The organism is Granulicella sp. S156 (assembly GCF_009766105.1).
Lineage (GTDB): Bacteria > Acidobacteriota > Terriglobia > Terriglobales > Acidobacteriaceae > Granulicella.
Genome location: NZ_LMUH01000025.1, coordinates 287,149 through 302,227, shown reverse-complemented (window position 1 = coordinate 302,227; position 15,079 = coordinate 287,149). Strand labels below are relative to the sequence as shown.

The following is a 15,079-nucleotide window of genomic DNA, read 5'->3' as shown; positions in this document are numbered from 1 at the left end:
TGCGCCGTAGGGAACCTCATCGGAAGTGGAAGTCGATGGCGATTCACAGACCAGACACTGGATGAAACCATACCCGTTGTCCGATGCATTCGATATCCCCAACTGCCTTCGTGTTAAGGGTTTTGTCCCAGTCGAACAATAGTTTGATGAACTCAATAAACTTTTCGAGGACGTTGACAATCTCGTTCCACAACTTCGCCATCCACTGAAGGATGACTTCCAGCGCGTCGCGAATGTCGTCAATCGTGGTCAGCATAAAGTTCTTGGTCGAGTTGTAAATCGAGACGGCGATGGTAGCCGTCTTCTCAGCGATCTCCAGTGCGATCTGTGTGATGTCATTCCAGGCTTGTTTGCAGAAATGCGCAAAACCGCCCCAGGCATCACCGAATACAGATTCGGAGGTTCCTGCAATCGCGGCATATTCCTCATGGGTAATCTGCCGACAGTGCAATTTTCCTTCGCGGATCTGCATCAGACTCGATCTCCGCGCGCCCTTAAGGGCGCTGCTCGAGGAGCCAGTGCCAAGGTTGACGGCCACGCCGCTCAACTGCTGCAGATTGGTGGCTAACTCATTCGAATCATCTGATGACGCGCTCGCTGGCAGCACACCGCCGGTAATGAGGCTCTGGCCGTTATAAATAAAGCCTTGCCCAGCGATCCTCTGATGCAGTTGCAGGTCGCCGCGATAGCTGTTTGCTGGGGTTCCGGTTAATGCTGCACCCGTGACCGACAGAATGGGTGAAGCCAAGCCAGTGGCAGCCGAAGTAACGGTCAGATTGCCGCTGGGATCAGTTTGGACGATCGCCGGAGAGGTTGGCGAAGAGTTGTAAGCGATGTTATTGATGACCAGCACCTGGGCCGGGTTTGAATAAATACTTAGGACTTCCCTCGGCATCACCATACCGGTTGATGTCGAAGTTAACGTGAATTGCTGACTGTAGCTCGCCGTCTCAGTGATCGGCTGCGTGTCCAGTGAGGGCGTTGCAATGGGCAGCGTGAACCAGGAACCCGTGCTTGCACGCTGTGTGATGTGCGACACAATTGTTTTTTCACTGCACAAGAACATCTCGGGCCCGCCCGCCATAAACTGCGGTGCGGCGATTGCGATGCCGATATTGCCCATCGGTACCCAGGCGTAGCTTCCCCCTGAGGAGGTCTGGGTCAGTGTCCATAGGGAATTTGAAGCAGCATCAAGTGCAAAGGCTGTGAAGGCACCTCCACCTTCCTGGCTTCCACCGGTGATAGAGATTAAAGCTGCCGGTTGATTGGTTCCACCGGTGATCTGCGTGGCTGTAGCTGCGGGACTCCCATCAAGACCATTGCCAACCACCAGGTATAACGACTGAGCCTGAGTGAGTAGAAGAAAGCTCGGCTGGGGGGCTGAACCGCGCGCAATCGGAACAACTGTATCCGCAGTAAGGTCACCGACGCCGAGGTCCTGGCTACTGGTCTCTCCCGTCAGGCTGATGCTTCCGGCCTCTTTGATCGCGCTCGCGAAGGTTGCTGTCGAACACTGTAGGCTCATAATGATGAGTTGTTTGTTCTGTGTGCCCGAAAGCAGCTTATAGCTGGCACCTGTGATCGCCGGTCCCAAATAGAGCGTCGTCAGTTCGAATCCATTCGGCTCCACGCCGACAATGACGAGGGTCGCCTGGTTGCTGAAGCTATACGTCACGCCATACAGATAGCCCATGCCGTCTTCATCGAAGAACAGCGAGGCCTGAGTCATCTGCAACAGAATGGATCGCAACGGCGAGGGCAGGCTCGCCTCAGCCCACCCTCTGGACTCAGTCCATTGCATGCCTAACAGTTGAGCGGTAGTCACTCCGTTGCTCGGTTCATTGCCGTACTCGGCAAAAACATAGAGCGTCTCCCGCTGATAGAAGGGCAACAAAGCAGTCGGTAGAATCGGGCCATTGCTATCCGTTGGCGCGTCATAAATAGTGCTTACTTCATGCGACCAACCGGAATTGGAGCTATGGTCTGGATAAAACCAGATCAGGCCATTGTCGGGGTTGACGGTCACCAACTCAGTCCTCTTCGCGTGCTTCGGATGACGTTGGACCGCGAAGAAGGCGTTGGCCATTTGGTTCGACACCGGTGGCTGCATGATCTGCTGATAATCCTGAATCATGCCCTGAGCTTGTGTCAGAGTGGCGGCTGGGCCGGAACCTGTCTGAGCTTTGCTGCGTGATGCGCTGCTGGACCTAGCCATGATGGTATCCCCGAGGGTGTGTTTGAGTGGTGGGTGCTGCGACCCCAAACATACTCGCGGCATAAATGCCCGGGTAGAGCCAGATTCCAGGTTTCGATGGTGCCAGATCCCCAGATTTATTGAGGGCGAAGCACGATTGTGCCCATGCTCAAGTGGCGTCGTTTCTGGTGAGACCACCCTGCCGTGTGTTCGATGGTGTGGAGTCTTTGGTCTTACTTGCCTTGTATAGACCTGATCTCTACTTGATCAAGAACTTGGAAATGCTTGTATTTTTAGGGGGGAACTATTCTGAAGGCTCTATGAACCGTATTCTTGCAATCAGAACTTGAATCGATTGGAGTCCCTCGAGCTTGCCGCCTAAACTGCTGATCTTTGACTTCGATGGGACACTTGCAGACACTTTCGCTTTATCTTTGGAAATCTTTGATGATGCAGCGAGAAAGTTTCGATTCAGGAAGCTCGATCGGGAGAATCTGGCACTCCTGCGGGGCATGACTGCTCGCCAGATCTTCGAACATCATGGTGTGCCGCTTTACAAGCTTCCATTGCTTGCAAGATACATGCGAGCAAGCATGCAGAATCATGTGAACGAGATATCTCTCTTTGGTGGCGTGGATACGATGCTCAGGGAGCTATCAGAGACGCGCGCCATATTAACGGTCTTGAGCTCAAATGCCTCAGCTGTTGTAGAGCATGTCTTGTCGCCCACGCACGTTGGGCGCTTTCGCCATATCGAGTGCGGGAGTTCTCTCTTCGGTAAGGCGTCACGCATTCGCAGAATTTTGGGTATGACTGGGATTGCGGCGTCCGATGCGCTCCTGATAGGAGATGAAATCCGGGATGTTGAAGCTGCTGGCCAGATCAAAATTCCCTTTGGCGCTGTTGCCTGGGGCTACACTCGGCTCGATGTGCTACTACAGCACCATGTCCAGCACGCGTTCTTGAGTCCAGAGGCGGTGGCGGTGGAGCTGTATGGAGAATCGTTTCCGACGTCAAAGCCGCAATAGCCAGCCAAGTAAGTTCGATTTTGAGTCAGATGAAGGTTCAGCAGGAATCGATGGAGGAGAAAGTCGTTGAAAGTAGGTTTAGGGAGTTCTTATTTGGGGGTTGGTTTGGGGTTGAAACCTCGTGGGGTGGGCTTGATTTTGTGAGCCTTGGATCGTCGCCTTTTGTTCGCATTTCCGCTTCGGGATTTCTCACCAATGGTCGTTGGATTCGTTTTTCGCTTCCGGCGACCTCATAAGCTGTATCCCAAAGATTAGCCAGCCGACGGTGTGTGTCGCTCGTTGCCGTTTACGGCGGGACTGAAAGTCCCGCCCCTCCAAAGCAAGGACTTAATCCGAGGTTCCTCAGCACTTCGTCGTGATCGGACCGGAACAACTGCGGGGCTTGTCCGTAGCGGACCTGTCAGAGTTTGGGGGCCGGTGGGGCGGCCGCTGTAGCTGCCGGTTCAGAACTAACCGGGAGCGGCTTGCGAGGATCGGGGATGGATGTCTCCGGCATGTCGGTGTCGCTGATCTCCTGGTCGCCGATGTTCAGGACCGTCGCCCCTTTGGGCAGCTTCAGACGGCCGTCGGCCAGATAGGCAACGACCGCTCCACCGGTCAGTTCAGGAGCGAACACGGCCAGGGGGATGACATACTTTTTACTCTTCACCAGGGATTCGGCTACGCCATCGACAGGATGGCTGCGGGGTATGCTGCCAGGCACCTGCCGGATGATGAAGGCGGTCATGTTGACCTCGGGATACTTCTTCCCATACTCCACCAGAGAGCGTGCTACCTGCTTGGGCGTCGTGAGGCCTACATCGGCGATGAGGTTGCGGTGAACCGCGTGCGGCATATAGATATCGAGCACCACGCGAGAGAAGTCCGCGCAGTTGTGGAAGAGCAGATTGAAGTGACCGACGTTTTTGCGGTCGTTGAAGATGGCAATGAAGCGCTGATCCTGCTCTGAATTGCTGTCTACCTGGAAGCCGTGAATGGTGCGGTCGTACGACGATCCCACCAATTCGGTCCACTCACCCTTCGGGACGCCACCCTTTTTATCGTCCGGGGCGAGATCCAGCAGATGCTGCTGGCGATAGGCATTGCGCAACGCCGCGACTTGGTCCTTGTCCACCGTCGAAGGAATACCGCCGGGTGCGTCGACGGCATAGAGATACGCGACTAAAGGAATAGCGATCCAATCATAGCCGTCGATCTTGTGATAGCGGCTGATGACAACGCCAAACTCCCCATCATGACAGGGCCGAAGGACGATGGGAGAATCCGCGCAAATGTGATTCAGGTAGATCGCCGCATGGCCGGTTGGATTCATGGCCCCGAACTTGCCGTAGGGTTCTTCCATCAGCAATGCGACGGAGGCATGTCCATAGTTCTCCATCACCAAGAGGCTGAGCAAGGCAAGGGAGACCGGAAAGAGACGTTTCGAGCAAGTTCTGCCAATTCTTACGCTATAGTTCACCCTTGATAGGATGCTAACCAATGGGATAGACCGTGCCTGCGAACTGGAAACGACTCCGATTTAGGAAAGTTTTTCCTGAATGAGCGCAGTGATCTTTTCCCATACAGAGGGGTCGTTCTCGATCTCAATATGAGGTTTCATGAAAACCCTGGCAATCCAGGGATACTTCGCGCAGGAAACGGGGCTGTGTCTGTAGGATGACTCGAAATTTCCCAGGATCGTCGTCTTTGCCGGGTCCATGGCCACAATCAGAGTGCGGCCATGCAGCAGTCCCTCGGTCTGATAGAAGTTGATTGCTTCACGGACATTAGGTGGAATATCTGCATCATTTTCGTTCTGTTTCTGGACGCTATCCACCTGAATGGTCAGCAGCACGGGAATCTTGAGCACGTTAAGTTGCCTGGCGAAGGCGACGGTCTCCGATGCTCCCCAGCTATGTCCGTAGATCACAATACGGGCAGAGTTCTTTTCGGTCGCGCTCAGATGGCCATCCTGATTCCGGTCCAGGAGATGCAGGACGAGTCCGAGAGCATCTTGCGCATGGTGATTGGCAAAGACGGCAGCATCCACACGGAGTGGATAGCTCTCTTGCAACTCCTTCGCGAGCTGGGCTTCTCTGTGTATGAGATTGCCGCCCTTGACCCGCCCTCCCATAAAACCGATCACGATAAGTCGTGGTGCGATTGCGGGAGAACTCGCTTCCACCGCAGAGAAACCCGCCGAACGAATGCATCCTGTGTATCCTGGGACTCGGTCTCGATTCGGAAGGCCGGCACGAAGGATGGTCGATGAGGTGGAGAGATCGCTTTCGGCAGGGCAAGCGAAGTGCATGCCTTCCGCCTGAACCGCTTGAAACAGCAAACATGAAAGGAACAAACCTGAGGAGGCACCGAAGCAAAGCCTTCGAAGATACGGCTTGGCTTGTAAAGCCTTGCTCTGGGAGTCAGATCCGGTTGTATCGAGCTCAATTCTTGCCAGGAAAGCGGCCTCTCCCGCAGGACTACCGATGGGGAGCTGTTCTGCACTCTCTTCAAAACGCAACCGCGAAAACCACACTGCGACTCCCTTTGAAAGGGGGCCCAATCGATATTTCATAGACACGCTCTGTCAGTTCAAATTGTACGCCGACGTGCTGAAGAGGTGCTGGCACTCGAATGGGAGGACATCGACTTCGCGAACCTCAGTATGAGGGTCGTCCGAGCCGTTGTTCACGGTCGCGTCAAGATGGTGAAGACGGAGTACTCCGAGGATGAGCTTCCGCTCGATCCTGAGTTCGCGACGGTTCTTCTGGACTGGAAGCTTCAGTCCGAGAGGGAGGCCGCAACCGAGGATCCAACCCCATCCATGGGGTTGGAATTGGTCTTCCGCAGCCACGTCCCCTGGCGTCACTACCATGCGGCTCCCATCCAGCAGGACTATATCCGGCCTGCCGGGTGCTGCCTAGTTGAGTGTCCGAAGTGCGGTGCCGGGGGCGGAGTCTGGTGCCGACAGGACAGCCCAGTTCCGAACGGCGGTCGCTTGCCGATCCATGAGGATCGCTGGGAAGCAGCAGGGAAGTATGACGGGATCGGGGGGCACACCTTCCGCCACACCTACCGTTCCTGGCTGGATGACACGGGAGCGCCAATGGGGGTGCAGCAAAAGCTGATGAGGCACGCCCAAATCTCGACCACGATGAACGTCTACGGCAACGCGTTGATGGAAGCGAAACGCGAAGCAAATACGAAAGTCGTTAAGGAAGGCACTGAGGAGCGCATAGCCATGCAAAGGAACCTTGCAAACGCACCAAAACCCCACGGAGACCTGGAGTCGCTCTTACGTGGGGTTATTTGGGGTTGGCCTTTCGGCTAAGTGGTTGCGGGGGTAGGATTTGAACCTACGACCTTTGGGTTATGAGCCCAACGAGCTACCGGGCTGCTCCACCCCGCTCTTTGACTATAACGTTACAAGGCGGCAGAGGTCAATTCGGGCTACGGCCTCATGGGGTGTGCTGAAGAAGATGCACCTATAAGAAACCGGAACTTTTCTCTTGGAATCGCGTCAATGATAGTGCGGGGCAGCGGCCCTTAGATAGGAATATTGGCCGGGTTGGCAAGGTCAATGGAGTTGGTCTTATGGTCGCTAAATCCCCTGGAGGGAGAAAAGTTATGAGTTTTCGTCAAATAAATCATCTGAGTGGGGTCGTGCTGGCCGGTGGGCTTGCATTTGCTGCGGTAGGCGCGCAGGCGCAGGATAAGCCGACTGTTTCGGATGCTCAGATTGAAGCTAACGTCCTCCGGCAATTGGCTACTGCTCCCGAGCTTTCTACGCAGAACATCCAGTCCACGACTGTCTACGGTACTGTGACTCTCTCGGGAAATGTGCATGACGAGGCCGCACGCAGCAAGGCAGAGAACCTGGTAGCACGCGCCGATGGCGTGAAGAAGGTGGTTGACGAGCTAACCCTTGGTGACACTCCAGCGGCGGTTGCCGACAACAATGGCGACACTCAGCAACAGGGTGCACCGGGCAATAACCCCGGTTCCGATCCAGGGAACAACCCTGGTAACAATATGGTTCTACAGTCGGACGGAACGTATGCTCCGGCGCAGCCCGGCGATCAAGGCCAACAGCCTCCGGTGCAGGCAGACAACAGCAATCAACCCTCACAGCCTGGATACGGCAATGGCGCACCCGCTGGTGGGCCACCTCCGCCTCCCAATGGCCAGCCTGGACCTGGACCACGTCAGCCGTTGTATAGCAATAACTATGCGCCCGGCTCTCCCAACGGTGGACCTCATGCTGGTCAGCGGGCTGGCCTGCAAGTTACAGTGCCCGGTGGGGTGGCGTTGCAGGTACGTATCGATCGGGGCCTGGACTCTAATCATGTCCAGCCAGGAACGCCCTTTACTGGAATTGTGATGAATGACATCGTAGCGAATGGCGCAGTTGCTATTCCACGTGGCGCCTCGATTCAGGGAACGGTAGTCGACGCGAAAAAGGCTGGCACCCTAAAGGGACGGGGAGAGCTCTCTTTGCAGTTGACGAGCCTCACGCTTGGCGGTCAGACGTATCCTTTGGCAACGAACCCCTGGGGACAAGCCGGTCGTGACAAGACGACCGGAACGGTGAATAGTGCGATTGGCCTGGGTGCGCTCGGAGCGATCGTTGGTGCGGTGGCAGGCGGTGGTGCTGGTGCAGCCATCGGTGCGGGTGTTGGCGGTGCAGCGGGTGTCGCAAGCTCGGCTGCCTCGCCTAACGGGCGCGTGATTGTGCCACCGGAGTCTGTACTGACATTCACGCTTGCCCAGCCGACTACGGTAACGACGGTGTCGCAGCAGGAGATGGCACGGTTGTCCTATGCTGCAGGTCCTACACCGGTTCGCTATGGCCCCGGTCCTTATCCCTATGGCCCGGTGTACTACAGGCCGTATTAAGCTGAATCGGAAGACAGAAAGCCAAAGCCGCCGGAGAGATACTCCGGCGGCTCAGTTTTACGTGGAATCACAAAGTCGTGCCTTGGCGATGTTTGACTTGCGGCGAACCGAACCGGTTGCAAGGCACTGCGAAGTCCGGACCAAGACCGTTTAGGCCAGTTTCACAATACCGTGGCAGAATTTCTGAACATCATCCCTCAAATTTGCCATAGCGCCCCTGAGGGTTGCCGAAGGAGCGGATGGCGGGAGGTGCTCCTCTCGGTTGGACCAGGTAGCGGCGTTTATACCTCGATTGCCATCTTTTGCAGCGGAGCGCCGTGCTGCGCTGATTTATACTTTAGAGCGAGCCCCTGCAAGCAGGCGTGGTGCGTCCAACAGTATGGGACGGAGCATCAGCCGTGCGCAAAAATCCCGGGCACGCGAGGTTTCCTCTCTGGACTCGCGCGAAGTGAAGGTCGTTAGCCAAGCATGATTCGTATTCTGCAGCAAGACAACCGGCTCACCAAAGCCATCTTTGCGCTCGTTATTGGCGCTGCCATCATCACGATGGTCATCACCCTGGTTCCCGGCATCTTCGACAATGGCGCGAGCAACAACCCAGCGGTCTACGCGACGATCCATACGCCGGGTATCTTCGGCAAGATCCTCGGTGGCACCGCTCAGGTGCAGACAGCGGAAGTGCAGCGTCAGACGATGCAGCAACTCCAGCAGCAACATCTGCCTGAGCAGTATGCGCCGCTGTTGATCGGTCGCATCGGCCAGCAGCAGGTGGAGCGCAAGGTGCTTGGGTTGGAGGCCGACCGTTTGGGCCTGCAGGTGAGCGACGACGATCTGCGGACTTTCCTGCGGACGGGAACCCTCTCCCAATACCTGTTCCCGGGTGGCAAGTTCATTGGTCAGGATCAGTACATCAACTTCGTGCAGCAGTACTTCGGCATCTCTGTGCCCGACTTCGAGACCGAGGTGAAGTCGGATCTTGAACTGCAGCGCCTCCAGTCGTTGGTTACGGGTGGTGTCACTGTCTCGGACAGTGCCGTGCGAGCGGACTATATGCAGCAGGGAACCAAGGTCAAGTTCGACTATGCTGTGATTTTGTCCAGCGATATCAAGAAGACGATCAATCCCAGTGACAGTGATCTGCAGGCCTTCTTCACGCAGAATGCTGCTCGCTATGCAAATGCTGTTCCCGAGACACGCAAGCTTGAGCTCTTCTCCTTCGACGCCTCCAACCTTCCGGGCGGCAAGCCCCAGGTGAGCGATGCCGATGTGCAGGCCTACTATAGCGCGCATCAGGACCAGTACAAGGTTGCAGAGCAGGTGAAGACACGGCATATTCTGATCGCTGTCGCTAAGGGCGCGGATGCGAAGACGGATGCTGCCGCTAAGGCCAAGGCTGAGGACATCTTGAAGCAGATCAAAGCTGGTGGCAACTTCGCGGATCTCGCCAAGAAGAACTCAGACGATCCCGGCAGCAAGGACCAGGGCGGCGAGTTGCCGCTGATGCCGACCAGCGGGTTTGTTCCTGAGTATTCAAAGGCCGCGATGGCCTTGAATCCAGGCCAGACATCGGACTTGGTGCGTACGCAGTTCGGCTATCACATCATCCAGACCGAGCAGAAGGACGAGGCGCACGCGAAGTCGCTGGCTGAGGTCAAGGACACGATCGTTCCTCTGCTGGAACAGCAAAAGGCTGGAGCCGCGGAGCAGAACTATGCCAACCAGCTTGCCGCTGAAGCAAAGAAGAATGGCATGCAGAAGACCGCGGATGCTCACAGTCTGCATCTTGTGACGACCGACTATATTGGCCACGACGGTGTGATCGCCAGTTTGGCCGACAGCTCCAGTGTTCTGACACAGGCATTCACTGTGACCAAGGGCGCCGCTCCGGCAGCGGCTTCTACGGGTGAAGGCTATGCAGTATTCCAGGTAGACGACATTAAGGCGGCACATGCGCCGGACTTTGCTGACTACAAGCCTCACATTCTCGACGACTACCGCGCGCAGAAGACCCCGGAGATCCTCAATTCTGAGCTGATCAAGCTTGCAGATCGTGCCAAGGTGCTCAACGATTTGAAGAAGGCTGCAGCAGAAATGAACCTCCCGCTGAAGACGAGTGATTTGGTCGGTCGTGACGCTCAGGTTCCCGATCTGGGTGCGCTCACCGGACCGGCTTCTGTGGCGTTCTCGTTGCCCAAGGGTGGTATCTCTGGTCCCATAAATGAGGGCCCTGGTGGCGGTGTGCTGCAGCTTGTTGATAAACAGGAGCCTACTGCGGACGATATTGCAAAGAACCTTCCGGCTAGCCGGGAGAAACTCTTGAACGCGCAGCGCGAAGAGGTATTCAATGTCTTTGTCGGCTCTCTGATGGACAAATACGAGAAGGCTAAAGCGATTGTGTACAGCGCCAAGCAGCCTGCTTCGCCGTTCGGCGGGCGTTAGTGAAACTGCATCATTCTTTTCAGCGCCGGGAAGCGACTACGCATCCCGGCGCTGCTTGTTTACGTCCTACGTTTTAGATCGATTGGCGCTAGGGGGTTCGATGGCCACGGAGCGCATCTCAGGGGTCTTGTTGCATGTAACGTCACTGCCTTCTTATGGTGGTGTCGGCGATTTCGGTCCAGCGGCCTATAACTTTGTAGACTTTCTGGCCGCGGCAAAGCAGCGTTTGTGGCAGGTGCTTCCGCTCAGCCCGACGGGCTACGGCAGTTCGCCCTACTCCGCACTCTCGGCGTTTGCTGGAAACCCTCTTTTGATCAGTCTGGAACGGCTCGCCGAAGCCGGATGGATTGGATGGGATCGCATTCAAGGGCTTCCCGGCAACGACGGCCCGTGTGATTTTGGGGCCGCCTTTTCGCTCAAGCATCCGCTTATTGAAGAAGCGGCGGCGAATTTTCTCGACCGCGCCGGTGACGAAGACCGTGCGCGCTTCCATCGTTTCGCGCAGGACAATACCTCATGGCTCACCGACTACTCGATATTCAACGTGCTGCGCCAGCGTTTCGGCTATGCGAGCTGGATCGAGTGGCCTCCCGAATACGCCTTGCGCGACACGACTGCGATGGCCACGCTGCTGAATGAAAGCAGCCGCGAACTGGCGATCGAGCAGGTTGTTCAATTCTTCTTCAACGAACAGTGGATGGCGCTGCGCGCCTACTGTGCGGAGCGCAAGATCGCCATTCTGGGCGATGTCGCGATCTTTGTCAGCTACGATAGCGCCGACGTGTGGACGCATCCGGAGATCTTCGAGCTCGACGATCAGCGCAAACCAATCCGTGTCTCAGGAGTGCCGCCAGATTACTTCTCGAAGACGGGCCAGCTCTGGGGCAATCCGCTGTACAAATGGAAGTTGCTGGAAGAGCATGGCTTCGACTGGTGGGTTGCGCGCATCCGCCGTGCGCTGACGCTCTATGACAACGTACGTCTGGACCACTTCCGTGGTTTCGAGGCCTACTGGTCGGTTGCTGCGGAAGAAGAGACCGCTATCAATGGCCAGTGGGTGAAAGCTCCTGGCCGGCCCCTGTTTCAGCGGCTCAAAGAGATCTTCGGCGATTTACCGTTCATCGCTGAAGATCTCGGCCTCATCACTCCTGAGGTCGACGAGCTGCGCGAGTACTTCGGTATGCCCGGAATGCGCATCCTGCAGTTCGGCTTCGCGGACAGGGGTGCTCATCTATATTTGCCGCATCGTTATGTGCCCAACACCGTGGTCTACACGGGCACGCACGACAACAATACTACCCTTGGCTGGTGGCGTGATGACGCCTCGCCGGTAGAACGCGCCAATGTGCAGATGTATCTGCAGCGCATCGACCATGATGGTGACATCGTCTGGGCGATGATCCGGGCGGCGGCCGGTTCGGTTGCGACGACCTGTATCTTTCCTTTGCAGGACGTTCTGCACCTCGGTAGCGAGGCCCGCATGAACGTCCCAGCGGCTGCGAGTGGTAACTGGACATGGCGTTATGCGCCGAATGCGCTGCATCCGGACTTCGCGACGAAGTTGGCTGCGATCATGGAGATGACCGATCGCGACGGCTACGAAAAGCCGGTCGAGGGTGAGGGGGCAGGCGGTCCAACGGATGAGGCCCATTTCCGTGTGGATGAAGGGTCTGTTATTTGATGGAGCTAACCAAATTGCTCGCGTGGTGGAATGGGTTTCCCTCGTTGCGGGCGCGTACACTTAAAGAAAATTGAGGAGCTATTCGTGCCACTTTCTGGAGAAGCTATTCGCACCATGAACTACGTTGACGATATCTCAGTAACCCTGCGCCGCATTTTGTCCGTGCTGCCGGTGCTGACACCCGAGGAGCGTGAGCGCGTCGCCGAGCATATTCGCAAGGCAGACCCGAGCTACGAATCGGTTTTAACCGCCGTCTCGGCCAAGTAACGGTTTATGTCCGCTCAGGAGCACGGCGCCTTTCATGTGCGATCGGTAGCCGTCATTGGTGCTGGTTCTGCAGGGCGTGCCTTCGCGTTTCGTTGTGCGGGCGCTGGGGTACAGGTTGTGCTTGAGGATGTAATGCCCTCGAACCTCCGGCGCGCGCAGGATGAATATGTAGAGTTTGTTGCGGCGGTGGGCGCGACGGGTTCCTTGCGCTATGCTGGCACCGTCGAAGACGCTGTGCACGATGCGGACCTGGTGATCGACTTCGTTCCTGACGAACTTGAATCCAAGCTGGAGATCTTCAGTCTGTTGGACCGCATGGCTCCGCCACGCACGATCCTTTGCACGCCCACGCGCGCGTTGAGCATCACGGATCTTGCCTCCTGCACCTATCGCTCCGGGCGTTGTGTGGCGCTGCGTGGCGCGACGGCTAATCTGCTCGAGGGCGAGTTGGAGATCGTGCGCAGCCGGTTTCTCCAGGCTTCGATTGCCGATGCGGTGAGTGTTTTTTTGCTCGACATCGGGTTTTCTTCGCGGATTGTTGAAGATACCGAAGAGCCGATGCTGGTGAAGAACGCCAACTTGCGCCTATAGCTTTAGTTGGTCGCAACCTGCTCGCGCTGGTAAGGCTTCTGCATCAGTGCGCGGGCTTCGTTGATCGCACCCTGGGTGTTGTCGTTGGTCTGTACGGCGAGGCGGTACTCGTTGACGGCACGTTCGCGCTGTCCAGTCACGTCGAAGATCCTACCCAGATTGATGTGGCACCAGACCTCGGTCCACTTAGGGTCGCCGTCCCCGCGGAGAGCATCGCGGAAGGAATTGGCGGCGGATTGATAGTTGCGCTGGGTGAAGAAGATCTCTGCGAGGCGGTAGTTGGCCAGCGAACTGGCGCGATTGGAGTCGAGTGCCTTCTGGTACTCAGCGATGGCGGCCATCAGATCCCCTTGTGCGACCTCCTGCTGGCCGCGCAGCACGGCAATACGGACGGCTAGGTCGGGTGTGCTCTTAAGCACCCAGTTATCAGGATCGATGGTGATGCGACGCGGGCGTCCAAAGGTCTCGATAGAGTAAGCCGATTCCGTTCCGGAGAGATCGACACGGCGCTCTTCTGTTTTGCCCTCGGTTTCGATGCGCAGCTCGATAGGCATACGGAAGAGATCCAGGTCCTGTGTGACGGAGCCGACGGTGCGGAAACCCTTACTGTTGCCGAGTCGGAAGACGGTGAAGTTATTGCCGAACTCGGGTGCACCGGTGCCGTCAAGCCACTGCGAGAAGAAGGGAGTGAGTTGAAGCTTCGATTGTGCCTCGGCGACGGTTAGGACGTTTGCTGTATGGACAGATTTGTCAGTGTATTGAGAGAGCAGAGAGCGCAGAAACTGCTGAAAGACATCATCGCCCATCTCCCAGCGCAGCATATGGAAGACCATCGCGCCCTTTTCAAGGGTCATCGACTGAAATTGCGGTGAAAAGGGATCGAGTCGGCCGAGCGTGGTGAGAGGTTCGGTGTCGTAGGCCAGTGCACCTGCTTCTATGTCGGTGATGGCGGACTGCATGGCGTTCTTGCCGGCGGAGTCTTCGAGGTAAAGGAGTTCGGCGTAGCGCGACATGCCGTTGGTGATCCACGCGTCATTTAGAGACGCAGGAGATATCTCCGATCCCCACCACTGGTGCGCCACGGTGTTTGCAAACAGCCGTGTATTGGCCCGGTCGGGGCGGATGGCGACGATCTCGGGCGCCCAGGCGGCGGAGACCGAATCCGCCGGGAGTTCAACAACTTCTAGACGCCCTGACTCTGCACCTCCAAAGAGGTTGGTCATGAACTCGAATTCTCTAGCGACTGTGGAAGTGAAGTCGTGGCCTTTTTCCTTGTACTTATCGGTGACGAAGGCACGAATATTAGGAATGCCCGGTGAGCTGATCGGCGGGAGAAACTTGCCCGCGATGATGGTTCCGGGAAAGCCTGGCTTGGTCCAGTTGAAGACGAACTCGGTGCCGCCGCCGGGGAGTTTGTGTTCACCACTTACGCCGCTGCCGACGACGCGTTCGCCCTCGGGTACTGTGATGTGCATCTCGGCGGTGAAGCGGTCTGTGAAGAGACCGGTCATGGGAAACCAGCGACCCGCATAGAGCAGGATGCTGACGGGATCGGCTACCTGGACGAGCTTAATGCCATCGACCGGACTGGTTTCGACCGTTGGCGCCCCGGAGTAGATAAAGGTGTAGGTTGTCGAGGAACCCTTGGCTACCAGAGCCGGAGGCGTAACCCGGATGGTCGAGTCGGTGACGTTGCGCTCGGAGTTCAGTGTGGCGTTGGTCGAGTCGGTAATCTTGCTGACCTGCAGGCCGTTGTTCAGGCCGAAGACGACGACGTTGAGGTCGTCGAGCGCGGTAAAGGTAACGGCCGCCGTGGCGCTCAATTTTCCGGTCGCTGGATCGAGGTCGGCATGAATCACATAGCCGGTGATGTCGATCTGCGGTCTCCCCGGGGGCGCTGCGTGGAGAGCAAGTGGCGAGAGTCCAACCAGAAGGATGCAGAGGCTGCGGAGGTGTTGGATCATGCAGTAAAGTCCTTGGGCGAAGGCTGCTTGCCGCGGTTCC

General features: G+C 56.8%; 11 protein-coding genes and 1 tRNA gene. 7 read left to right on the top strand and 5 right to left on the bottom strand.

Going from position 1 to position 15,079, the window contains the following annotated elements:
- Nucleotides 1-43: 43 nt before the first annotated feature.
- Complete coding sequence (locus GSQ91_RS20065; protein ID WP_158823529.1) at nt 44-2,215, bottom strand: hypothetical protein; 2,172 nt, start codon at nt 2,213-2,215, stop codon at nt 44-46.
- Between the two features lie 350 nt (nt 2,216-2,565).
- On the opposite strand from GSQ91_RS20065, the gene GSQ91_RS20060 reads away from it, so the two are divergent.
- The gene (locus tag GSQ91_RS20060; protein ID WP_158823528.1) at nt 2,566-3,222 is read left to right on the top strand and encodes an HAD hydrolase-like protein; all 657 of its coding nucleotides are present in this window, start codon (nt 2,566-2,568) and stop codon (nt 3,220-3,222) included.
- 400 nt (nt 3,223-3,622) lie between these two features.
- Here the strand turns inward: GSQ91_RS20060 and GSQ91_RS20055 are convergent, their stop codons facing one another.
- Both GSQ91_RS20055 and GSQ91_RS20050 read right to left on the bottom strand, forming a co-directional pair.
- The gene (locus GSQ91_RS20055; RefSeq protein WP_158823527.1) at nt 3,623-4,618 is read right to left on the bottom strand and encodes a hypothetical protein; all 996 of its coding nucleotides are present in this window, start codon (nt 4,616-4,618) and stop codon (nt 3,623-3,625) included.
- Between the two features lie 123 nt (nt 4,619-4,741).
- Nucleotides 4,742-5,512, bottom strand: a complete 771-nt coding sequence (locus GSQ91_RS20050; protein WP_158823526.1) for a hypothetical protein — start codon at nt 5,510-5,512, stop codon at nt 4,742-4,744.
- 309 nt (nt 5,513-5,821) lie between these two features.
- Here GSQ91_RS20050 and GSQ91_RS20045 point away from each other — a divergent pair, with 309 nt between their 5' ends.
- Nucleotides 5,822-6,532: a tyrosine-type recombinase/integrase gene (locus GSQ91_RS20045; RefSeq protein WP_158823525.1), complete on the top strand. Its 711-nt coding sequence runs from the start codon at nt 5,822-5,824 to the stop codon at nt 6,530-6,532.
- A gap of 1 nt (nt 6,533) precedes the next feature.
- Here GSQ91_RS20045 and GSQ91_RS20040 read toward each other — a convergent pair.
- Nucleotides 6,534-6,610: transfer RNA gene (locus GSQ91_RS20040), tRNA-Met, on the bottom strand.
- A gap of 218 nt (nt 6,611-6,828) precedes the next feature.
- Here GSQ91_RS20040 and GSQ91_RS20035 point away from each other — a divergent pair.
- The 5 genes from GSQ91_RS20035 (at nt 6,829) to GSQ91_RS20015 (ending at nt 13,075) form a co-directional block, all read left to right on the top strand.
- Nucleotides 6,829-8,097, top strand: coding sequence for a BON domain-containing protein (locus tag GSQ91_RS20035; RefSeq protein ID WP_158823524.1), 1,269 nt, complete (start codon nt 6,829-6,831; stop codon nt 8,095-8,097).
- A 468-nt stretch (nt 8,098-8,565) separates the two neighbouring features.
- A complete protein-coding gene (locus GSQ91_RS20030) occupies nt 8,566-10,536 on the top strand; it encodes a peptidylprolyl isomerase (RefSeq protein WP_158823523.1) in 1,971 nt (656 codons plus the stop codon).
- Nucleotides 10,537-10,636: 100 nt separating this feature from the next.
- Nucleotides 10,637-12,217, top strand: coding sequence for a 4-alpha-glucanotransferase (gene malQ, locus GSQ91_RS20025; RefSeq protein WP_158823522.1), 1,581 nt, complete (start codon nt 10,637-10,639; stop codon nt 12,215-12,217).
- Between the two features lie 84 nt (nt 12,218-12,301).
- Nucleotides 12,302-12,484 (top strand): hypothetical protein, encoded by a 183-nt coding sequence (locus GSQ91_RS20020; RefSeq protein ID WP_158823521.1) that lies wholly within the window; start codon nt 12,302-12,304, stop codon nt 12,482-12,484.
- 6 nt (nt 12,485-12,490) lie between these two features.
- Nucleotides 12,491-13,075: a 3-hydroxyacyl-CoA dehydrogenase NAD-binding domain-containing protein gene (locus GSQ91_RS20015; protein ID WP_254064750.1), complete on the top strand. Its 585-nt coding sequence runs from the start codon at nt 12,491-12,493 to the stop codon at nt 13,073-13,075.
- Nucleotides 13,076-13,077: 2 nt separating this feature from the next.
- On the opposite strand, the gene GSQ91_RS20010 is transcribed toward GSQ91_RS20015, so the two are convergent.
- Nucleotides 13,078-15,039 carry a M1 family aminopeptidase gene (locus tag GSQ91_RS20010; protein ID WP_158823520.1) on the bottom strand — a complete coding sequence of 654 codons (1,962 nt, stop codon included), beginning with the start codon at nt 15,037-15,039 and terminating at the stop codon, nt 13,078-13,080.
- Nucleotides 15,040-15,079 lie beyond the last annotated feature (40 nt).

What these genes read in the sequence shown, in the direction of transcription:
- GSQ91_RS20065 (WP_158823529.1), bottom strand. Translation starts at nt 2,215, where the DNA reads ATGGCTAGGTCCAGCAGCGCATCACGCAGCAAAGCTCAGACAGGTTCC.
- GSQ91_RS20050 (WP_158823526.1), bottom strand. Translation starts at nt 5,512, where the DNA reads ATGCACTTCGCTTGCCCTGCCGAAAGCGATCTCTCCACCTCATCGACC.
- GSQ91_RS20035 (WP_158823524.1), top strand. Translation starts at nt 6,829, where the DNA reads ATGAGTTTTCGTCAAATAAATCATCTGAGTGGGGTCGTGCTGGCCGGT.
- GSQ91_RS20030 (WP_158823523.1), top strand. Translation starts at nt 8,566, where the DNA reads ATGATTCGTATTCTGCAGCAAGACAACCGGCTCACCAAAGCCATCTTT.
- malQ (WP_158823522.1), top strand. Translation starts at nt 10,637, where the DNA reads ATGGCCACGGAGCGCATCTCAGGGGTCTTGTTGCATGTAACGTCACTG.
- GSQ91_RS20015 (WP_254064750.1), top strand. Translation starts at nt 12,491, where the DNA reads ATGTCCGCTCAGGAGCACGGCGCCTTTCATGTGCGATCGGTAGCCGTC.
- GSQ91_RS20010 (WP_158823520.1), bottom strand. Translation starts at nt 15,039, where the DNA reads ATGATCCAACACCTCCGCAGCCTCTGCATCCTTCTGGTTGGACTCTCG.